This window comes from Pseudomonas sp. NCCP-436 (assembly GCF_019656335.1).
Lineage (GTDB): Bacteria > Pseudomonadota > Gammaproteobacteria > Pseudomonadales > Pseudomonadaceae > Aquipseudomonas.
The window spans coordinates 151,956-174,612 of the sequence record NZ_BPLZ01000004.1 but is presented as its reverse complement, the minus strand read 5'-3'; the positions used below and the strand labels follow the sequence as shown (position 1 = coordinate 174,612).

Genomic DNA, 22,657 nt, shown 5'->3' with positions numbered 1-22,657 from the left:
CGTGGTAGCATCGGCAGCCATGAAGTCATATGGATATATTCGCTGTGGCCTGACGCTGCTGCTGATCGCTTCGGGCGCGCTGCCGGCCAGCGAGCTGGATGTACGGATCACACCGTCCAACTCCGCGTTGAAAGCCAATATTGAAGGCTACCTGGGCAGCCTCGGCGGCGAGGACGTGCGCGCTCTGCGTCGGGTGCGCCGTATTGTCGAGGCCGAAGCGGATAAGGCCGCCCAGGCGCTGGGGTACTACCAGGCACGTATTCGCAGCCGTATCGAGGGTGGCGAGCCACCGCGGCTGGTTCTCGAAGTGGAACCGGGTGAGCCGGTGCGTCTGCGCAACGTCAGTCTGCGTATCGAGGGGCCGGCCAGCGAGCTGAAGGCCTTTCGTGTCCCTAAAAGTAGCCGTCTGCAGCCAGGAGCTGTGCTCAACCATGGGCATTACGAGGATGCCAAGCGACTGATCCAGAACCAGGCTTCACGCTACGGCTTCTTCGACGGTCGCTTTTCCCGTCAGCAGCTGCAGATCGATCCGGAGGCCGGGGTTGCTGACATTGAACTGGTATTCGTCAGCGGGCCTCGCTACAGTCTGGGCGATATCGCCTTTGGTGGCGACTTTCCGTTCGATGAGGAGTTGCTGAGGCGCATGGTGCCGTTCAGCGCCGGCACACCCTATGACTCCGAGCTGATTGCCGAGCTATACCAGGCTTTGCAGTCCAGCGGCTATTTCGATTCGGTGCGGGTCGATGCCATGCCGAGTCAGGCACAGCAGATGCGTATTCCCGTGGATGTAGCGCTACAGGTACGCGAGCCGCGCACCCTGGGCCTCGGTCTGGGCTTTTCCACTGACGTGGGACCGCGTCTGCGGGCCAACTGGACGCGCCACTGGCGTAACCCGCAGGGACACAGTTACGGAGTGGAAAGCGAACTGTCCACGCCACGGCAGAACCTCGGGCTGTGGTACGACATTCCCGGGCAGGCGCCCTTGACCGACAAGTTGCGTCTGGCTGGCGGCTATCAATATGAGGAACTGGCCAGCAATGACAGCCTCAGCCGGCGGATCAGTCTGGGGCCGGAATGGCACAGCCAGCGTAGCGGTGGCTGGCAGCGGGTGTTGTCACTCAAGTGGCAGCGCGAGGAGTATCGCCTGGGTGACGATTCAGGCCTCAGCACGTTGCTGATGCCGGGTGTAGGCTATTCGCTGCTGCACAGCGACAACCGTCTGGATCCGAACTTTGGCTATCGTCTGCAGTTCGATCTGGCCGGCGCGGTGGACGGTCTGCTTTCCGATGCGAACGTGATACATGGCAATGTCATGCTCAAGGGCCTTACCACTCTGTTCGACAGGCACCGTTTCCTCGGCCGGGTGCAGTTCGGCGGCACCGAGACCAACGGCTTTTCCGCGGTACCTCCGTCGCTGCGATTTTTCGCCGGTGGCGACCAGAGCGTGCGCGGTTATGACTATCAGACCTTGTCGCCGCAGAACAATCGGGGGGATCGTATCGGCGGCCGTTATCTGTTTGCCGCCAGCGTCGAATACCAGTACAGCCTGACTGAAAAGTGGCGTCTGGCAACCTTCATCGATCAGGGCAACTCGTTCAATTCTCTGAACTTCCCGGGGCTGAAAACCGGTGTTGGTCTGGGGGTGCGCTGGGTATCGCCGGTGGGGCCGCTGCGTCTGGATCTGGCCCATGCACTGGATGACGAAGGCGGTGTGCGCTTGCACTTTTCTATGGGGCCCGAACTGTGAGGCGCGTGGGCCGGTGGTTGGTCTGGATTCTGCTGCTGGTGCTGACTGCTCTGAGCCTGGGGCTTGTCGCCGGGCTTGGCAGCGAGGCCGGCAGTCGCTGGTTGCTGGCCCGGGTGCCCGGGCTGGAGGTAGATAGCTTCCGTGGCCGACTGGCCGGTGCCTGGCAGGCCGATGCATTGCGCTGGCAACAGAACGATCTGCAGATGGAGCTGCAGCAACTGGACGTGGCTTGGTCGCCACTTTGTTTCGGTCGTCTGAGCCTGTGTCTGGAACGTCTGCACCTGCAGCGGCTTGAGCTGAACCTGCCAGCCAGTGAGAGCGAAGATAGCGGGCCGGTGCAACTGCCGGATCTGCGCATGCCGCTACGCTTGCAGCTGGACGACATCCGGCTTGGCGAGCTGCTCATTAATGGCCAGCAGCAACTGACGGATCTGCAGCTGAGCGCTCGCTGGGAAGAGCAGGGCGTGGAGTTGCAGCGCCTGGCCGTGCAGCGCGACGACTTGAGCCTGACGCTTAGCGGTCGCCTGAGTTCGCAGGGGCTGTGGCCGCTTATACTGGAAGGCAACATGCAGTTGCCGGAAATCGAGGGCCGGCCCTGGCAATTGGCCTTGCGTGCCGAGGGTGAGCTGCAGCACAGCCTGCGATTGCAGGCTGACAGCAGTGGCTACCTGCAGGCTCGCCTGCAGGGCAGGGTGCAACCGCTGGCCAAACATCTGCCGGCACAACTGCAGTTGACCAGCGAGGCGTTTCTGCCAGCCGTTAGCCTGCCGCCGACGCTTGAGCTGCAGCAGCTTGAGCTGAACGCGACGGGAGATCTTGTCGGCGGCTATCAGCTTGAAGGAACTGCCAGCTTGCCAGCCGAGCAGGCGCCAATGGCGCTGACCCTGCGCGGGCGGGTCGATGCCGAGGGGGCGGGTATCGATCTGCTGCGAATTGAAAGTCAGGTGCAACAGTTTGTCGAACTGGTCGGCGGGCTGAACTGGCGCGAGGCGCTGGAGGCCGAGGCGAAGCTGAGCTGGCAGGCCTTTCCCTGGCAGAACCTGCTTCGCCCGGAGTCGGTACCGTCAGTAGAGCTGGAGCGGTTCGAAGCCGAACTCAGCTACGTTGGCGGCGGTTACCTGGGCAATTTCAGCGCACAACTTCAGGGGCCGGCAGGTAACTTTAGCCTGAGCAGTCCGGTTAGCGGCGATCTGACCCAGGTGACCCTGCCGCAATTGCAGTTGGTAGCCGGTCAGGGGCGTGCCGAGGGGGTGCTCAAGCTGGGTTTTGCCGAAGGGCTCGAATGGCAGGCCATGCTGCAACTGAGCGAACTGGATCCCGGTTACTGGCTTGAGCAACTGCCGGGCAGCCTGGCCGGATCACTCAATACTTCGGGGCAGTTGGCCGACGACTTGCTGCGGGCACAGGCCGACATAGACCTGACGGGTCGGTTGCGCGGCCAGCCGGCGCAGCTTCAACTGCAAGGCGGCGGCACTGGCGAGCAGTGGCAACTGCAGCAGTTGCAACTGCGTCTGGGGGAAAACCGCATCAGCGGACGGGCAGCCTTGCAGCAGCAACTGCATGGCCAACTTGAGGTGGCCTTGCCGCGTCTTGGCCAGTTGTGGCCTGGGCTGCAGGGGCAGGTACAGGGGCGCTTGCAGCTGGGTGGTACACTGCAAGCGCCTCAAGGGCAACTGAATCTTGCCGGTGAGCGACTGGCGTTTGCCGGTTCGAGCCTGCGCGAACTGAAGCTGGAGGCCAGTCTCGACGCCCGTCAGCAGGCGCGCGTAACGCTGCGGGCACTTGGCATCCGCAGCGGAGAAAACCATTTTGGGCGTCTGCAGCTCGATGGCCAGGGTGATGCGCAGCGTCAGCAGCTGTCGCTGGATTTGCGTGGGCCGATGCTGCAACTGGCTCTGGCGCTGGACGGACGCTTGAGTGAACAGGGCGACTGGCATGGACGCATCGCCAGTGGCCGCATCCGTAGCGGCGGGCAGGACTGGCAGTTGCAGCAACCGGCCAGCCTGGAGCGCCTGAGTGCCGGCCGTCTGACTCTCGGTGCCCACTGCTGGCGTACCGCCGATGCCAGTCTTTGTGGTGGACAGCAGCAACTGCTGCCGCAGACGAATCTGGACTGGCGGTTGGACAACTTCCCTCTTACCAGTTTGCAGCCCTGGCTGCCCGAGGACTTCACCTGGCAGGGGCGCCTCAACGGTCAGTTGCGTGTCGAGCTGCCTGACAGCGGGCCGAAAGGCCAGTTACTGCTCGATGCCGGCAGTGGCAGTCTGCGCATTCGTCAGCCGGATGAGGACGAGTGGCTGGAGTTTCCCTATGACAGCCTGCGCCTGAGTAGCACCCTGCGTCCGCAGCAGGTAGATGGTGAGCTGCGTTTCGTCAGCCCGGCCATGGGGGAAATGGCGCTGCAGTTGCAGATAGATCCACGGCGGGCGCACAAGCCCATGCGCGGTCAATTCCGTCTACAGGGCTTCGACCTGACGGTGCTGCGGCCGTTTGTGCCGATGGCCGAGACCCTGGAAGGGCACTTGCAGGGCAGTGGCAGCATCGCAGGGACGCTGCTGTCACCGCAGATCGACGGCCAACTGCGACTGGAGGGTGGCGAATTGTCCGGTAGCGAGTTACCGGTGAGCCTGGAAAACCTTGAACTGTTGGCACTGATTACCGGTGATCGAGTGCAGTTGAACGGCAATTGGCGCAGTGGCGAGCACGGACGCGGCAGTCTGCAGGGGAAACTGCACTGGGGGCAGGCACTCAGTGGCACGTTGAGTTTACAGGGTGAGCGTTTGCCGCTCACCGTCGAGCCCTACGCCGAGCTTGAGGTAGAGCCGGATCTGCAGCTGCAGCTGAATGACCGCTACCTGTCAGTCAGCGGCCGGCTGGGCGTGCCGCGTGGCCAGATCAGTGTGCGCGAGCTGCCGCCTTCGACTGTGCGAATTTCCGAGGATGCACGGGTACTCGGGCGCGAGTTGCCGGAGGCCGAGCAGCCCATGGGTATCGCCATGGACGTGACGGTCGAGGTGGGCCAGGAGCGTCTGGCATTTTCCGGTTTTGGTCTGAGTGCCGATCTGCGCGGCCGCCTGCATATCACCGATGACCTGACTACCCGTGGCGAGTTGGACCTGGTCGGCGGCCGCTACCGGGCCTATGGCCAGCGCCTGACCATCCGCCGGGCGCGCCTGCTGTTTACCGGGCCGATTGATCAGCCGTTTCTAGATGTCGAGGCGATTCGCCGGGTAGACAACGTGGTCGCCGGTATCCGTCTCTCCGGCAGTGCCGAGCAGCCTGCCACCACGGTATTTGCCGAACCGGCCATGAGCCAGGAGCAGGCGCTGTCCTATCTGGTGCTGGGGCGACCTCTGGGGCAGGGTAGCGGTGACAACAACATGCTGGGCCAGGCAGCGCTGGCACTGGGGCTGGCCGGCAGTTCGTCGCTGACCAGCAGTCTGGCCAGCAGTCTGGGCATCAAGGACTTCCAGCTCGACACGGAAGGTAGCGGTCTGACTACCAGCGTGGTTGCCAGCGGCAATATCACCGATCGTCTCAGCCTGCGTTACGGGGTCGGCGTGTTCGAGCCGGCCAATACCATTGCGTTGCGCTACATGCTCAGCCGGCGATTATTCCTGGAAGCGGCCAGCGGGCTGGCCAGCTCGCTGGATCTGTTCTACCGGCGGGATTTCTGAACGGTCTATATCCCTACAGGCTTGCGGGTGTATCGGCCGCGCTTCTGGGGTAGGCTGCAGCATGGTCGGGCCGTGACCTGCCATTTCGTGGGCTTTCGCCAAGGTGAGGCCCGTATTGCACATTCGCCCTTCAACCTTTCAATCACAAGGATATTCCCATGGCGCAAGTTACCCTCAAAGGCAATCCGGTGCAGGTCGACGGCCAACTGCCTGCGGTTGGTCAGCAGGCTCCGGGCTTCTGCCTGGTGGCCGGCGATCTGAGCGACGTCAGCCTGGACAGCCTGGCCGGTAAGCGCAAGGTGCTGAACATCTTCCCGAGTGTCGACACCCCGACCTGTGCTACCTCCGTGCGCAAGTTCAATGCCGAGGCCGGCTCACTGAACAACACCGTGGTGCTGTGCATCTCTGCAGATCTGCCTTTCGCCCAGGCGCGCTTCTGCGGTGCCGAAGGTCTGGAGAACGTAGTCAATCTGTCCACTCTGCGTGGCGCCCAGTTCCTGCGTGACTATGGTGTGGCCATTGCCAGCGGCCCACTGACCGGCCTGGCTGCGCGCGCTGTGGTGGTGCTGGATGAAAATGACAAGGTGCTGCACAGCGAGCTGGTTGGCGAAATTGCCAATGAGCCTGACTATGCCGCTGCTCTGGCGGTACTGTAAGTCACCGCTGGTGGAAAACGGCCTGCTCTGCAGGCCGTTTTCATTTCTGTCCTGATTGCGCAGACAACCGACAGGCGCGCCGCGCATACGGTTGGTTACGTAAGGGCTAAGTAAAAAGCCGGTAAATGGGCTTTGCTTGCCGCCAGTCAGTGCTTATCGTTCCGACTCCCGAAAAGAGCTTGTTTTTCCGCCATGTCCGAACTGCCTTCGTCCTCCGCACCTGCCAACCTGTCCCGTCAATGGCTGATCGGCCTTAGTCTGCTGGTTCTGTTGCTGCTCGTACTCTGGTGGTTCTGGCCGGAGCCGAGCAAGCCGCCGATGGGCAACCGCTTCGGAGGCGGGACGACCCCGGTGCGGGTGGCGGAGGTGCAGCGTGGCGACTTCGTCGTCGAACTCAGGGCGCTCGGTACCGTGACAGCCTACAGTACGGTCAATGTGCGCTCGCGGGTAGACGGCGAACTGGTTGAAGTACTGTTTCGCGAGGGCCAGCAGGTCAAGGCCGGCGACCTTTTGGCTGTGATCGATCCACGCCCCTACGAGGTGGCACTGCAGCAGGCGCAAGGCAATCTGCAGGAGAACCGCGCCCAGTTGAAGAATGCCGAGCTGGATCTGGCGCGATACGAAAGCCTGTATGCCGATGACAGCATCGCCCGGCAGAAGCTTGATACCCAGCGGGCGCTGGTCAATCAGTATCGGGGCAGCCTCACCAGTAACCAGGCCGAGGTGGATTCGGCCCGCCTCAACCTCGAATTTACCCGGATTCGCGCCCCCATCGACGGCCGTCTGGGCCTTCGCCAACTGGATGTCGGCAACCTGGTCAGCAGCGGTGACGCTACGCCGCTGGTGGTGATCACCCGGACAGATCCGATTGCGGTGGTTTTCACCATTCCCGAGGGCGAGCTGCCGGCAGTGCTGGCGCAACTGCGTGATGGAGCCACGCTGAAGGTTCAGGCCTGGGATCGTGGCGAGCGCTTGAAGCTGGCCGAGGGCGTTCTGGAAAGTCTGGACAACCAGATCGATACCGCTACCGGCACGGTCAAACTCAAGGCTCGGTTTGACAACGCCGGGCAGATGCTCTTCCCCAATCAGTTCGTTAATGTCCGCTTGCAGGTGGAAACTCGCAAGGACGCTCTGATCATCCCGTCTTCGGCGCTGCAGTTCGGCAGTCGCGGTACCTTTGTCTTTGCGCTGGATGCCAACGACAAGGTGCAGATTCGCACGGTTCGGGTCGGTGCCAGCGATGGTGAAATCACGTTGCTGGAGGAAGGGGTAGAGGTCGGTGAGCGGCTGGTTCTGGAAGGTAGCGACCGCTTGCGTGAGGGCAGCCCGGTGGAGGTGATCGAGACGCCGCTGCAGGCAGCGGAGGAATCCGTTTCGGTGGATGCAGCGCGGACCGACGCATGAACATCTCGCGCCCGTTTATTCTACGGCCGGTGGCCACCACGTTGCTGATGGTGGCTATCTTCCTCAGTGGTCTGATTGCCTACCGACTGTTGCCAGTGGCGGCTCTGCCCGAGGTGGATTATCCGACCATTCGCGTGCTGACGCTGTACCCGGGAGCCAGTCCCGATGTGATGACCAGTGCGGTCACCGCGCCGCTGGAGCGCCAGTTTGGGCAGATGGCCGGGCTCCAGCAGATGTCCTCGACCAGCTCCGGCGGCGCCTCGGTCATTACCCTGCGGTTTAACCTGGAGGTTTCCCTGGCGGTGGCCGAGCAGGAAGTACAGGCAGCCATCAACGCTGCCAGCAACCTGTTGCCGGGCGATTTGCCGGCGCCGCCGGTGTACAACAAGGTCAATCCGGCCGATACGCCGGTGCTGACCCTGGCTGTCAGTTCCGCCACGCTGCCGCTGCCAGAGGTCAACGATCTGGTCGATACCCGGCTGGCGCAGAAACTGGCACAAACCAGCGGCGTCGGCCTGGTCACTTTGGCCGGTGGTCAGCGCCCGGCTGTGCGTATTCGCGTCAACCCCGAGGCATTGGCCGCTTACGGCTTGAGTCTGGCCGACGTGCGCAGCCTGATCACGGCCAGCAACGTCAACCAGCCCAAGGGTAACTTCGACGGCCCGACCCGCGTCTCGCAACTCGATGCCAACGACCAACTGCGTTCGGTTGAAGAGTACCGCGAACTGATCCTCAGCTATGAGAACGGTGCGGTACTGCGCCTGAAGGATGTGGCCGAGATCGTCGATGGCGCCGAGAACGAGCGTCTGGCGGCCTGGGCCGACCGTAATCAGGCGGTGCTGGTCAACGTGCGGCGCCAGCCCGGGGCCAACGTGATCGAGGTGGTAGATCGTATCCAGGCGCTGCTACCGCACCTTACCGAGACCCTTCCGGCGAGTGTCGAGGTTACTGTGCTCACGGATCGTACTCAGACCATCCGTGCCGCCGTGCGTGACGTGCAACACGAACTGATGCTGGCCATCGCCCTGGTGGTGATGGTGACCTTCCTGTTCCTGCGCAAGCTGTCAGCTACTTTCATCCCGTCGGTGGTGGTGCCACTGTCATTGATCGGTACCTTCGGCGTGATGTACCTGGCCGGCTTTACCATCAACAATCTGACGCTGATGGCACTGACCGTAGCTGCTGGTTTCGTGGTGGACGATGCCATCGTCATGCTGGAAAACATCGCCCGTCACCTGGAGGAGGGCGAGACGCCGCTGAATGCCGCACTCAAGGGGGCGCGGCAGATCGGTTTCACTCTGGTTTCGCTGACCCTGTCACTAATTGCGGTACTGATCCCGCTGCTGTTCATGGCCGACGTGGTCGGCCGGCTGTTCCGCGAGTTCGCCATTACCCTGGCGGTGGCCATTCTTATTTCCCTGGTGATCTCGCTGAGCCTGACGCCGATGATGTGTGCGCGTCTGCTTAAGGTGGAAAAGCCCGAGGAAGAAGGGCGTTTCTTCCACTCCGCAGGGCGCTTCATTGATGGCCTGATCGCCAGGTACAGCTTGTGGCTGCAGTGGGTGCTGCGTCATCAGTCACTGACCCTGCTGGTGGCACTGGCGACCCTGGGGCTGACCGTGCTGCTGTATCTGGCGGTGCCCAAGGGGTTCTTCCCCGTGCAGGATACCGGGCTGATCCAAGGCATTTCCGAGGCGCCACAGTCGGTGTCGTTTGCTGCCATGAGCGAGCGTCAGCAGCGTCTGGCCGAGGTCATCCTGCGTGACCCGGCAGTGGCCAGCCTGTCCTCGTCGATTGGTGTCGATGGCGAGAACCCGACGCTCAACAGTGGCCGCCTGCTGATCAACCTCAAACCCCATGCCGAGCGCGACGTGACGGCCAGCGAGGTGATTGAACGGCTTCGTCCGGAGCTGGCGAAGATACCGGGCATCGAGCTGTATATGCAGCCCGTGCAGGATCTGACCATCGAGGATAGGATCAGCCGTACCCAATTCCAGTTCACTCTGGAGTCGCCGGACAGCGCGCTGCTGGAAGAATGGACACCACGCCTGGTCGAGGCCCTGCGCCAGCGTAGCGAGCTTACCGACGTGGCCAGCGACCTGCAGAACCGCGGCTTGCAGGTTTACCTGCAGATCGACCGCGACGCCGCCGCGCGCCTGGGCGTGAGCGTCAGCACCATCGATGATGCACTCTACGATGCCTTCGGCCAGCGCCAGATCAGCACCATCTACACCCAGGCCAGTCAGTACCGTGTAGTGCTGGAGAGCCGCGACGGGGGCCGTATCGGCCCGGCGGCACTGGGCCAGATCCATGTCGCAACCGGTGACGGCGGACAGGTGCCACTGTCGTCGCTGGCGCGTATCGAGGAGCGTGCAGCCAGCCTGCTGGTGAACCATATAGGCCAGTTCCCGGCGGTGACCCTGTCATTCAACCTGGCGCCGGGAGTGGCGTTGGGCGAGGCGGTGGCGGTGATCGAGCAGGTGGAATCCGAAATTGGCCTGCCCGGTGCCATCAGTACGCGCTTCCAGGGGGCGGCCGAAGCCTTCCGCGCCTCGCTGGACTCGACCCTGCTGCTGATTCTGGCGGCCATCGTCACCATGTACATCGTGCTTGGCGTGCTCTACGAGAGCTATATCCACCCGATCACCATCCTTTCCACCTTACCTTCGGCAGGTGTCGGCGCGTTGCTGGCACTGCTGCTGACCGGCAATGATCTCGGGCTTATCGCCATCATCGGTATCATTCTGCTGATCGGCATTGTCAAGAAGAACGCGATCATGATGATCGACTTCGCCCTGGAGGCTGAACGTAATCAGGGAATGAGCCCGCAGTCAGCCATTTACCAGGCGGCGCTGCTGCGCTTCCGGCCGATTCTGATGACCACCCTGGCGGCACTGTTCGGCGCCATCCCGCTGATGCTGGCTTCCGGATCAGGCGCCGAGCTGCGCCAGCCGCTGGGGCTGGTGATGGTCGGCGGCCTGCTGGTCAGCCAGGTGCTGACGCTGTTCACCACGCCGGTGATCTATCTGTGGTTCGACCGTCTGTCTCGGCGACTTACCGGGCGCAGTGCGGCAGGTGTCGAGGCGTGAGGCTGGCATGAATCTGTCCGCGCCGTTCATTCGTCGCCCGGTGGCCACGCTGCTGCTGAGCCTGGCAATCATGCTGCTGGGCGTAGTGAGCTTTGGCCTGCTGCCGGTGGCGCCGCTGCCGAACATGGATTTTCCGGTCATCACCGTGCAGGCCAACCTGCCGGGGGCCAGCCCGCAGATCATGGCAGCCACCGTGGCCACACCGCTGGAGCGTTCGCTGGGCAGTATTGCCGGCATCAGTCAGATGAACAGTAACAGCAGCCAGGGCAGTACGCGGATCATGGTCGAGTTTGAACTCGACAAGGACATCAATACCGCTGCACGCGAGGTGCAGGCAGCCATCAACGCTGCTCGCGAGCTGTTGCCCAGTGGTATGCGCAGCATGCCCAGCTATCGCAAGGTCAACCCGTCGCAGGCGCCGATCATGGTCATCTCGCTGACCAGCGACACCCTGGACAAGGGCCAGCTCTATGACGTGGCTTCTACCATCCTGGCGCAGAAATTGGCGCAGGTGAGTGGGGTCGGCGAGGTGCAGGTCGGCGGCAGCTCGCTGCCGGCAGTGCGGGTGGCGCTGGAGCCGCGTCTGCTTGACCACTACGGTATTGCTCTGGATGAGGTACGCCAGAGCATCGCTGCCGGCAACGCGCTCAAACCCAAGGGGGCGGTGGAGGACGCGCAGCGCCGCTGGCAGGTGCAGGCCAGTGACCAGCTTTCCAATGCTGCCGGCTACATGCCGATGATCATCCGCTATCAGGACGGTGCAGCGGTGCGCCTGGGCGACGTGGCAACGGTCACCGACGGTGTCGAGGATCGCTACAACAGCGGCTTCTACAATGACCGCGAGGCGGTGCTGCTGGTGATCAACCGGCAGAGCGGGGCGAACATCCTGCAGACCATCAGCGACATCCGTGCCGAGCTGCCAATGTTGCGCGAGATGATTCCGGCCAGTGTAGAGCTGGAGGTGGCCATGGATCGCTCGCCGGTGATCCGGGCTACCCTGCACGAAGCTGAGCGGACGCTGCTGATCGCCGTAGCGCTGGTGATTCTGGTGGTGTTGGCCTTCCTCGGCCGCTGGCGGGCTGCAATGATCCCGGCGCTGGCGGTGCCGGTGTCGCTGATCGGCAGTTTCGCTGCCATGTACCTGCTGGACTTCTCGCTGAACAATCTGTCGCTGATGGCGCTGATCATCGCTACCGGGCTGGTGGTCGATGATGCCATCGTGGTGCTGGAAAACATTGCACGACATATCCGCAACGGTGAGAAACCGCTGGACGCAGCGCTTAAGGGCGCCCGTGAGGTGGGGTTCACGCTGCTGTCGATGAACCTGTCGTTGGTGGCGGTGTTCGTCTCCATTCTGTTCATGGGCGGTATCGTCGAGCGGCTGTTCCGGGAGTTTTCACTGACTCTGGCGGTGGCCGTGCTTATTTCCCTGCTGGTATCGCTGACCTTGACACCGATGCTCTGTGCGCGCTGGCTTCGGGCCGAGGACGAACAGCCAGGCGGCCGTCTGCAGCAGTGGGGCGAACGTTTGCAGGCGCGCATGTTGGCGCTCTACGGGCGCAGCCTGGACTGGGCGCTGCGTCATTCGTTGCTGATGTTGCTGAGCTTGCTGGCGACCATAGCTCTGAACGTTTACCTGTTCGTCAGTGTGCCCAAGACCTTTATGCCGCAGCAGGATACCGGACAACTGATCGGCTTTATCCGTGGCGACGACGGCCTGTCGTTCCAGGTTATGCAGCCGAAGATGGAGGTTTTCCGCAAGGCTGTTATGGCGGATCCGGCAGTGGACAGCGTTGCCGGCTTTATCGGTGGCAACAGCGGGATCAACAATGCCTTCATGATCGTGCGGCTCAAGCCCAGATCAGAACGTCGTGATTCCGCCCAGGAGGTGATCAACCGTCTGCGCGTTAGCCTGCCCAAGGTGCCGGGTGGGCGGCTGTTTCTGATGCCGGATCAGGATTTGCAAATAGGTGGTCGTCAGGGGCGAAGTTCGGAGAACGAATACATGCTGCTTTCGGACGACCTCGATGCACTGCGCAGTTGGCTGCCGCAAGTACGTGAGACATTGCGCAGCTTGCCGCAATTGACCGATATCGACGCACGGGAAACCGATGGTGCTCAGCAGATCCGTCTGGTCGTGGATCGCGAGGCGGCGCAGCGCCTGGGGGTGGACATGGATATGATCACCGCCGTGCTGAACAATGCCTTCAGCCAGCGACAGGTCTCGACCATCTACCAGGCGTTGAACCAGTACCGTGTAGTGATGGAAATCAACCCTACCTATGCCCAGCATCCCGAGGCGCTGGAGCAGATTCGGGTCATTACCGCGGACGGCGCACGAGTGCCGCTCTCAACCTTCGCCAGTTGGGAGCGCAGCCTGGAGAACGACCGAGTCAGTCACCAGGGCCAGTTCGCAGTGGAGAACATCGGCTTCTCGCTGGCCGAAGGTGTCAGCCTGGATCAGGCCACACGCGCCATCGACACGGCCATTGCCCGCCTCAACCTGCCCACCGAGGTGCAGGGCACCCTAGGCGGCACTGGCGCGGCGTTTCAGTCTACGCAGCAGAATCAGCCGCTGATGATCCTGCTGGCGCTGGCGGTGGTGTACATCGTTCTCGGCGTGCTCTACGAGAGTTATGTGCACCCGCTGACCATTCTCTCCACACTGCCATCCGCCGGCGTCGGCGCACTGCTGGCGCTGCAACTGGTGGGCATGGAGTTCAGCCTGATATCCCTGTTGGGGCTGTTCCTGCTGATCGGCATCGTCAAGAAGAACGCTATTTTGATGGTGGATCTGGCCTTGCAGCTGGAACGTGCTGAGCACCTGACCCCGCAGGAGTCGATTCGCCAGGCTTGCCTGCTGCGCTTCCGGCCGATTCTGATGACCACCCTGGCGGCCATCCTCGGTGCTTTGCCATTGGTGCTGGGCAGTGCCGAGGGCTCGGAGATGCGCCAGCCGCTGGGCGTCACCATCGTGGGCGGACTGGTGCTCAGCCAGTTGCTGACTCTCTATACCACGCCAGTGGTGTACCTCTACTTCGACCGCCTGCGCCATCGCTTCAACCGCCGGCGCGGTGTGCGTACCGATGCTTCCCTGGAAACTCCGTTATGAACCGTTACCCCTTTACTGCCGTTCACTCCGCCCACTGTCGCCTGAGGGGCCTGGCCCTGGTCGTCGCGCTGCTCGGTGGCTGCACACTAGGGCCGGACTACCAGCGTCCGGAGCTGGCGGTGCCGGAGCAGTTTCGTCAGGTCGAGGGCTGGAAGAGCGCGACACCGGCCGATATGCAGGAGCATGGAGACTGGTGGACGTACTACGGAGATATCGAACTCGATGCTCTGGTTCAGCGCCTGCAGGTTTCCAACCAGAACCTGGCGGCAGCTGAAGCCCAGTATCGTCAGGCCAGGGCGCTGGTACGCGGGTCGCGCGCGAGCCTTTTCCCGACACTTTCTGGCTCGGCCGGGGTGACCCGCTCAGGGCAGGGCGGCGACACGGCCCAGGGTGTATCGAATAGCTATGATCTGGGCCTGACCGCTGCCTGGGAGCTGGATCTCTGGGGCAGGTTGCGCCGCAGTCTGGAGGCCAGTAGAGCGGAATCCGAGGCCAGCGCGGCGGATCTGGCTGCGGTGCGCCTGAGCCTGCAGAGCGAGCTGGTGCGCAACTACCTGCAACTGCGAGTGCTGGATGAACAGTTGCGTCTGCTCGAGGCCACGGTGGAAGCCTATGCCCGCTCGCTGCGTCTGACAGAAAACCAGTACCGGGCTGGCATCGTGCCGAAGTCGGACGTGACCCAGGCCACCACCCAACTGAAAAGTGCCCAGGGTCAGGCCATTGACTTGCAGTGGCAGCGAGCCCAGCTGGAACATGCTATCGCTGTTCTGGTCGGGGTTAGCCCGGCTCAGTTGTCCATCGCTCCGCGTAACAGCTTGCCGCAACTGCCGGAAATTCCGCCGGCGCTGCCGTCACAACTGTTGGAAAGGCGTCCGGACGTGGCTGCCGCCGAGCGCCGGGTGATGGCCGCCAATGCCCAGATCGGCGTGGCTGAGGCGGCCTGGTTCCCGGATCTGAGTCTGTCGGCCAGTGGCGGCTATCGCAACGCCAGCTTTGCTCACTGGATCGAGGCACCGAGCCGTTTCTGGTCGCTCGGCCCGCAACTGGCCCTGAGTCTGTTCGACGGAGGCGCTCGGCGTGCCGAACTGGAACGTAGTGAAGCCGCCTATGAACAGACCGTGGCGCAGTATCGCCAGTCTGTTCTAGACAGCTTCCGCGAGGTGGAGGATGCGCTGGTGCAACTACATGTGCTGGAGCAGGAAAGCAGGGTGCAGGAGGAGGCTCTGGAGGCAGCCCGTGAATCGCTGCGGCTGGTGGAGAACCAGTACCGGGCCGGTATGGTGGACTACAACAGTGTGGTTACGGTACAGGCTACAGCCTTGAACAACGAACGCAGCAACCTGACCTTGCTGGCCTCGCGCCTGACTGCCAGCGTGCAATTGATCACTGCCCTGGGCGGAGGCTGGGATACGACTCGGCTGCAGGAGAAGGCGAACAGTGACGAGGCAGCACATTAAAGACTGAGCCTGTTACCTGGTTTTCCGCTATTATTCGCCTCCCGCTTTTATTGATTGCAATTGGCCATCATGGATGCAGGGCGCTTTGCGCCTTTCGGTCGTGCACTATTGCCGCAGAAGTTCTCGATGTTGATTGGTAGTTACGACTTACCGCTGGTTGTACTCTCGCTCTGCGTGGCCATCCTTTCGGCTTATACAGCACTTGATCTGGCCGGGCGTATCGCCAGTGCGAAGGGATCTTCGCGAGGAGTGTGGATTGGCGGTGGCGCCGTGGCGATGGGCTTCGGCATCTGGTCAATGCACTTTGTCGGCATGCTGGCATTCAGTCTGCCTATCCCCCTTGGCTACGATCTGGCACTGACTCTGCTGTCGCTGGCAATCGCCATTCTCGCCTCGGGCTTTGCGCTCTGGCTGGTCAGTCAGCCCGTGCTGCCGCTATGGCACATTGGTCTGGGCTCGCTGGCCATGGGCGCAGGCATCGGCTCAATGCATTACATCGGTATGGCGGCAATGCGTATGCAGCCGGGTATCGACTACGACCCGCTGCTCTTCGTACTGTCTCTATTGATTGCTGTGCTGGCCTCGGGAGCGGCGCTGCTGGTCGCTTTTCGTCTGCGCCGGCATATGCCCCATGTACGCCTGGCCCGGGCGGGTGCGGCGGTTATCATGGGTCTTGCCATTGTCGGTATGCACTACACCGGTATGGCCGCGGCGAACTTCCCGGCAGGCAGCTTCTGCGGTGCCGCACTCAGCGGCCTGGATAGCCGCTGGCTGGCCAGCCTGGTGATCGTTACCACCCTGGCGGTGCTGGCCATCACGCTGTTGACCTCGGTGCTCGATGCCCGCTTGCAGGCACGTACCGAACTGCTCAACAGTTCCCTGGCCCGGGCCAATGCCGAGTTGACTCAACTGGCCCTGCATGATGGTCTAACCAAGTTGCCCAACCGTTTGCTGCTGGAGGATCGGATCGCCCAGGGGATACTCAAGGTGCAGCGCCATGGCGGGCATCTGGCGCTGCTGTACATGGATCTGGACGGTTTCAAACCGATCAATGACGCCTTTGGTCATCATGTGGGGGATCGCCTGCTGGTGGCTGTAGCGCAGCGTCTGCGCAGTCATCTCCGGGCTCAGGACAGCCTGGCACGTATTGGCGGTGACGAGTTCGTCCTATTGGTGGAACTGCGCCAACGAGACGATGCGGCCAAGATTGCCAGTCATGTACTTGGGTTGCTGACGCAAGCTTTCGAGGTAGATGGACATCGTTTGCGGGTTTCGGCCAGCGTAGGCATTGCCCTGTATCCGGGCGATGCCGAGGATCAGAAGACGTTACTGATCAACGCCGATGCAGCCATGTACCATGCCAAGCGTCTGGGCAAGAACGACTACAGTTTCTTCGAGCGCTCAATGAATGCTGATGCGCGTCAGCAACTGGAACTTCTGCAAGATTTGCGCATGGCTCTGGAGCGGCAGGAGTTCTGCCTGTATTACCAGGCCAAGTTCGCCAGTGACGGCGGACGGATGCTGGGGGCCGAGGCACTGTTGCGATGGCAGCATCCGCACCGCGGCCTGCTGTCTCCGGCACAGTTCATGGAACTGGCCGAGCGCACAGGGCTTATCGTTCCCATTGGCAATTGGGTGCTTGATGAGGCCTGTCGGCAGATGCGCCAGTGGTACGAGCAGGGGCACACAGACTGGAGCGTGGCAGTCAATCTGTCGGCGCTGCAGTTCGGCAATGCTGGCTTGCTCGAGAATGTCAGGCAGAGTTTGACCCGCCACTGTCTTCCAGCCAGTTGCCTGACTCTGGAAATCACCGAAAGTACCGCCATGCAGGATGTGATCGTCAGTCAGTCGATTCTCGAGAAACTGACTGACATGGGGGTAGGCATTGCCATCGATGACTTCGGCACCGGCTACTCCAGTCTGCTTTACCTCAAGCGCCTGCCTGCCGATGAATTGAAGATCGACCGTGGCTTTGTCAACGACCTGCAAGGTAACGGCGAAGATGTCGCCATAGTTTCGGCCATTGTTGCTCTAGGCCAGGCGTTGAACCTGCGCATCGTTGCCGAGGGCGTGGAAACGCCTGAGCAGCAGGAGTTTCTTACCCGTCTTGGCTGTGATTCCCTGCAGGGATTCTGGCTGGGGCAGCCGCTTCCCCCCGAACGACTGTTCTCTACTGCCGGCTGACTCCTCCAATCTGACGTCCTCGCAAATCTTCCGTGCCAATGATGCTCGGAGCGACAGTGGGCGATTTCTCCTTTACCCTGCCCGAAGTCGCGAATTCATGCGGCTATTGGTTCCGTCCGGATGCTGCCGGGTTCGACCTATTGGTTCATTTTGAAAGTTTATGTTGTTTTTTATCAAAATTTGCTCGTGTTTCCGCTGGAAAAAACGGTAGATAAGGGTTATTTTTTATTCTTATTAAAAACAATAGCTAGCCGGAGTTCTTTCCATGCACCCGCGCGTTGTAGAAGTCACAGAGCGTCTGATTGAGCGTAGCCGTGCCACCCGTCAGCGGTATCTGGAGATGCTGCATGCTGCTGCCAGTGAAGGGCCGCAGCGGGGCAAGTTGCAGTGTGCCAACTTTGCTCACGGTGTAGCGGCCTGCGGTGGCAATGACAAGCAGGCCCTGCGATTAATGGATGCTGCCAATGTGGCCATCGTTTCGGCCTACAACGACATGCTCTCGGCACACCAGCCCTACGAGCACTTCCCAGAGCAAATCAAGCAGACGCTCCGCGAGCTGGGTTCGGTGGGGCAATTCGCCGGGGGCGTACCGGCCATGTGTGATGGTGTCACTCAGGGGGAGCCGGGCATGGAGCTGGGCATAGCCAGCCGCGAGGTGATTGCCATGTCCACGGCCGTGGCGCTGTCGCACAACATGTTCGATGCTGCCCTCTACCTCGGCGTGTGTGACAAGATCGTCCCCGGTCTCTTGATGGGAGCGTTGCGCTTCGGACATTTGCCAGCGCTTTTCGTGCCGGCAGGACCTATGACTTCCGGGTTGTCCAACAAGGAAAAGGCCGAAGTACGTCAGCGCTACGCCGAAGGCAAGGCCAGTCGCGAAGAGTTGCTGGAGGCGGAGATGGCCGCCTATCACGGTCCGGGTACCTGTACCTTTTACGGTACCGCCAACACCAACCAGTTATTGATGGAGGTGATGGGGCTTCACCTGCCAGGTTCTTCCTTTATCAACCCAGGCACTCCGTTGCGTGAGGCTCTGACCCGTGAGGCGGCCCGGCAGGTGACCCGTCTGACCCGTCAGGGCGGACAGTTCACTCCGCTTGGCGAGATCGTCGATGAGCGCTGCCTGGTCAACTCCATCGTTGCACTGCATGCGACAGGTGGCTCTACCAACCATACTTTGCACATGCCGGCCATTGCTCGGGCGGCAGGCATCCTGCTGACCTGGCAGGACATGGCCGACCTGTCCGAGGTGGTGCCGACACTGGCCCACGTCTATCCCAATGGCAAGGCCGATATCAACCATTTCCAGGCCGCTGGTGGTATGGCCCTCCTGATCCGTGAGTTGCTTGACGCCGGGTTGCTGCACGAGTCGGTCAATACCGTGGCCGGTCCCGGATTGTCACGCTATACCCGTGAGCCGTTTCTTGAGGATGGCCGACTGGTCTGGCGCGAGGGGCCCCGGGAAAGCCTCGATGAGACGATCCTGCGGCCCGTCGCCCGGCCGTTCTCCGCCGAGGGTGGCCTGCGCCTGATGCAGGGCAACCTCGGCCGTGGGGTGATGAAGGTTTCGGCGGTAGCGCCAGAGCATCAGGTGGTGGAAGCGCCGGCACTGGTGTTCGAGGATCAGTTGGAACTGGTCGAGGCGTTCAAGGCCGGCCAGCTGGAGCGTGACTTCGTCGCAGTGGTGCGTTTCCAGGGGCCGCGTAGCAACGGCATGCCGGAACTGCACAAGATGACCCCGTATCTTGGGGTGTTGCAGGATCGTGGTTTCAAGGTGGCGCTGGTCACAGACGGACGCATGTCTGGCGCCTCAGGCAAGATTCCGGCGGCGATTCATGTCTGCCCCGAGGCTTTCGACGGTGGCCTGCTGGCGCGCCTGCAGGATGGTGATCCGCTGCGTGTGGATGGTCGCAACGGTGTGTTGCAGGTGCTGCTTGACGAGGCTGAGCTGATGGCCCGGCCATTGGCCGAGGCGCCAGCCGCTGCGGTTGGCTGTGGGCGCGAGTTGTTTGCCTTCATGCGCCAGAGCTTCAGTAGTGCGGAGAAAGGGGCTAGCGCCTTTACCGCCAGTCTGGAGGTGCTCAAGTGAAGCTGGGTCTGGTCGGTGACATCGGTGGCACCAACGCACGTTTTGCCTTGTGGCGCAACGAATGCCTGGAGTCGGTACAGGTGCTGCCCACGGCCGGCTATGCCGGCCCGGAGGAGGCTATCGGTGCCTATCTGGCCAGCCTCGATCTTGATCCGCAGGCCGTGGACGCGGTGTGTCTGGCCTGTGCCGGGCCGGTCGTCAGTGAGCCATTTCGTTTCACCAACAACCACTGGCGTCTGGAGCGCGCGGCTTTCTGCCGTGCGCTGGGCCTGAGAGACCTGCTGTTGATCAATGATTTTACAGCGATGGCCCTGGGTATGACTCGCCTGCAGGACGGCGAGCAGCGGCTGGTGCGCCCGGGTACTGCGCAGATCGGCTCGCCCTGTATGGTGATTGGTCCGGGCACGGGGTTGGGTGTAGCCAGCCTGTTGCCGCTGGGGGATGGCCGCTGGAAGGCGCTGCCGGGTGAGGGCGGGCATGTGGATTTGCCGCTGGCAACCCTGCAGGAGGCCGAGCTGTGGCAGATTCTGCTGGATATGCTGGGCCATGTACGAGCCGAGGACGTGCTCAGTGGTGCTGGCCTGCTCACTCTGTACCGCGCTTTTTCCCGTCTCAGCGGCTCGCCGGCGCAGTTGCAGTCGCCCGCCGAGGTCACGACAGCAGCGTTGTCTGGTGAGCCACTGGCGCTGGCAGTACTCGAACAGTTCTGCGTCTGGCTCGGTCGGGTGGCCGGAAACAATGTCTTGACGCTAGGTGCACTGGGTGGAGTGTACGTGGTTGGCGGTGTGGTGCCGCGCTTTGCTGATTTCTTTGCAGTCAGCGGTTTTTCCCGCAGCTTTGTGGAAAAGGGCTGCATGAGCCATTATCTCGATGAGGTGCCGGTCTGGCTGGTGACTGCCGAGTACCCTGGACTGACAGGGGCGGGCGTGGCCCTGCAGCAGGCATTCTCGGGTTAGCTTTGCGGGTGCTGATAACAATAAGGAAGGTGGATGGTGAGCCAGCCCGGCAAGTCGATACTGCTGGTCGATGACGATCAGGACATTCGTGAGCTGCTGCAGACCTATCTGAGCCGCGCCGGGTTTCAGGTACAGACGGTGGCTGATGGCGCCAGCCTGCGCCGGCAACTGGAGCGTGAGGCGGCCGATCTTCTGATTCTCGATGTGATGTTGCCGGATGAAGACGGTTTCAGCCTGTGTCGCTGGGTACGCGCGCATCCGCGTTTCGCCCAGGTGCCGATCATCATGCTTACGGCCAGTTCCGATGAAGCTGACCGGATCATCGGTCTGGAGCTTGGGGCCGACGATTACCTGGCCAAGCCCTTTAGTCCGCGCGAGCTGCTGGCCCGGATCAAGGCGCTGTTGCGTCGGGTCAGCTTCATTCAGGAGCGCAAGGGGGAAGTCCTGTTTTTTGACCGGTGGCGGCTGGACGTGATCAGTCGACGGCTGTTTCATGCCGACGGCGAGGAGGTGATTCTCTCGGGCGCCGATTTCACCTTGCTCAAGCTGTTTCTCGACCATCCCCAGCAGATTCTCGACCGTGACACCATCGGCAATGCCACCCGGGGGCGAGAAGTAATGCCGCTTGAGCGCATTGTAGACATGGCCGTTAGCCGTCTGCGTCAGCGCTTGCGCGATACTGACAAACCGCCGCGACTGATCCGTACCGTGCGTGGCAGCGGTTACCTGCTGGCTGCCAGTGTGACGACGGCGCAGCATGGCGATTAGGTTGCTGCCGCGCTCGCTGCTCGGGCGCATGCTGCTTCTGACATTGCTGGCGGTTCTGCTGGCTCAGACTCTGGCCAGTGCGATCTGGATGGTTCAGTTGCGTGCCAGTCAGATGGAAGGCCTGCTGACCAGCTCGCGCAGTCTGGCCCAGTCTATGGCGGCCAGCGTCGGTTACTTTCGCTCGCTGCCCATGGGCTACCGCCCCTTGGTGCTTGACCAGTTGCGCAACATGGGGGGGACGCGCTTTTTCGTTTCGCTCAACGAGAAACCACTGAAGATGCGTGCGCTTCCGGAGACGCCGCGCAAGCGTGCAGTACTGAATGCCGTACAGCAGACTTTACAGGAGCGTCTCGGGCGGGGTCTGGATGTGTCGTTGCAGTTTGTCGATCCGGCAGATCTGCGCATCTTCAATAGCGGCTTGAAACTGGACGAGTTGCCGCGCTCCTGGGCGCACTACGCGCTGACCCTGGAACCCTTGGATCCGCCTGTGCTGGTGACGCAAATCCGTATAGCGCCGGGAGAGTGGCTTTACCTGGCTTCGCTGCTTCCGGAACCCTACGTCAATCTTGAGCGAACGGGGCTGCCACTGCAGCAACTGTGGTTCATTCTGCTTACCAGCGGTTTTTTGTTGTTGTTTATCGGCCTGTTGGTGCACTGGCAGACTCGCCCGCTCAAGCGTTTGGCCCTGGCGGCGCGGGACATGTCGCTGGAAGTTGAGTCAGCGCCCGTGGCGGAGGTAGGTGCCAGTGAAGTGGCCGAGGTAGGGCGTGCCTTCAATGCCATGAACCAGAGGATCAGCCGCTACCTGCGCGAGCGCAGTCAACTGTTCAGCGCCATTTCCCACGATCTGCGTACTCCGATAACCCGACTCCGTCTGCGTGTCGAATTGCTTGATGACGAGTTTCAGCAGATCAAGTTCAACCGTGATCTGGATGAGCTGGAGATGCTGGTCAAAGGCGCACTTCAGTGCGTCAAGGACACCGACATTCACGAAAATGTCGAGCCGGTGGATCTCAATCACCTGCTGCAGTGTGTGGTGGAGCCCTATTTGCTAAGCGGGCAGCTGACCTTGCAGGGGCTGGCTCATGCCAGTTACCCGGGAAAGCCGCTGGCACTCAAGCGTTGCATTGGCAACCTGGTCGACAACGCATTGAAATACGGTGAGCGCGCTCATCTGCGCATTGAGGACGATGCTGCGGCTTTCGTCCTGCATGTCGATGACGAGGGGCCAGGGGTTCCTGAGCAGCGTCTGGCGCAGGTGTTCGAGCCTCATTTCCGTCTCTCTGGCCACCAGCCAGGCTACGGCCTGGGCTTGGGTATTGCGCGCAACATCGCTCACAGCCATGGGGGCGAGCTGAGCCTGTGCAATCTGACCAAGGGTGGGCTGCGAGTGACTCTGAGATTGCCGCGGCAATGAGTGCCGGCATTTTGTAACCGGATCGTGACTTTTCCCTATCCCTTCGTTACCCGTCGGATTTATTGCTCTGTTTAGACTTGTTTAGGTGCAGGTGTCCTTCT

The 22,657-nt window shown here is 61.8% G+C and carries 12 protein-coding genes; all 12 read left to right on the top strand.

Annotation, left to right across the window (positions count from 1 at the left end; genetic code table 11):
- The first annotated feature begins 19 nt into the window (after window positions 1-19).
- The 12 genes from NCCP436_RS06615 to NCCP436_RS06560 all read left to right on the top strand — a co-directional run bounded on the left by NCCP436_RS06615 (window position 20) and on the right by NCCP436_RS06560 (window position 22,556).
- Entirely contained in the window at window positions 20-1,747 is a 1,728-nt protein-coding gene (locus NCCP436_RS06615; protein WP_220803173.1) for an autotransporter assembly complex family protein, read from the top strand.
- Window positions 1,744-5,424, top strand: a complete 3,681-nt coding sequence (locus NCCP436_RS06610; RefSeq protein WP_220803171.1) for a translocation/assembly module TamB domain-containing protein — start codon at window positions 1,744-1,746, stop codon at window positions 5,422-5,424. The genes NCCP436_RS06615 and NCCP436_RS06610 overlap by 4 nt, the downstream gene beginning before the upstream one ends.
- Before the next feature lie 158 nt (window positions 5,425-5,582).
- Entirely contained in the window at window positions 5,583-6,080 is a 498-nt protein-coding gene (tpx, locus tag NCCP436_RS06605; protein WP_220803170.1) for a thiol peroxidase, read from the top strand.
- Between the two features lie 192 nt (window positions 6,081-6,272).
- Complete coding sequence (locus NCCP436_RS06600; protein WP_220803168.1) at window positions 6,273-7,484, top strand: MdtA/MuxA family multidrug efflux RND transporter periplasmic adaptor subunit; 1,212 nt, start codon at window positions 6,273-6,275, stop codon at window positions 7,482-7,484.
- Window positions 7,481-10,573: an MdtB/MuxB family multidrug efflux RND transporter permease subunit gene (locus NCCP436_RS06595; protein WP_220803166.1), complete on the top strand. Its 3,093-nt coding sequence runs from the start codon at window positions 7,481-7,483 to the stop codon at window positions 10,571-10,573. Before NCCP436_RS06600 ends, NCCP436_RS06595 begins: the two co-directional genes overlap by 4 nt.
- Window positions 10,574-10,580: 7 nt before the next feature.
- Window positions 10,581-13,685, top strand: a complete 3,105-nt coding sequence (locus NCCP436_RS06590; RefSeq protein WP_220803165.1) for a multidrug efflux RND transporter permease subunit — start codon at window positions 10,581-10,583, stop codon at window positions 13,683-13,685.
- A complete protein-coding gene (locus NCCP436_RS06585) occupies window positions 13,682-15,142 on the top strand; it encodes an efflux transporter outer membrane subunit (RefSeq protein WP_220803163.1) in 1,461 nt (486 codons plus the stop codon). The genes NCCP436_RS06590 and NCCP436_RS06585 overlap by 4 nt, the downstream gene beginning before the upstream one ends.
- 126 nt (window positions 15,143-15,268) lie before the next feature.
- Window positions 15,269-17,326, top strand: coding sequence for a bifunctional diguanylate cyclase/phosphodiesterase (locus tag NCCP436_RS06580; protein ID WP_220803162.1), 2,058 nt, complete (start codon window positions 15,269-15,271; stop codon window positions 17,324-17,326).
- Between the two features lie 265 nt (window positions 17,327-17,591).
- Window positions 17,592-19,415 carry a phosphogluconate dehydratase gene (gene edd / locus NCCP436_RS06575; RefSeq protein ID WP_220803161.1) on the top strand — a complete coding sequence of 608 codons (1,824 nt, stop codon included), beginning with the start codon at window positions 17,592-17,594 and terminating at the stop codon, window positions 19,413-19,415.
- Window positions 19,412-20,371, top strand: a complete 960-nt coding sequence (locus tag NCCP436_RS06570) for a glucokinase (RefSeq protein ID WP_220803159.1) — start codon at window positions 19,412-19,414, stop codon at window positions 20,369-20,371. Before edd ends, NCCP436_RS06570 begins: the two co-directional genes overlap by 4 nt.
- A gap of 36 nt (window positions 20,372-20,407) precedes the next feature.
- Complete coding sequence (locus NCCP436_RS06565) at window positions 20,408-21,139, top strand: response regulator (protein ID WP_220803307.1); 732 nt, start codon at window positions 20,408-20,410, stop codon at window positions 21,137-21,139.
- Window positions 21,129-22,556 (top strand): ATP-binding protein, encoded by a 1,428-nt coding sequence (locus NCCP436_RS06560; protein WP_309295052.1) that lies wholly within the window; start codon window positions 21,129-21,131, stop codon window positions 22,554-22,556. The genes NCCP436_RS06565 and NCCP436_RS06560 overlap by 11 nt, the downstream gene beginning before the upstream one ends.
- Window positions 22,557-22,657: the final 101 nt, after the last annotated feature.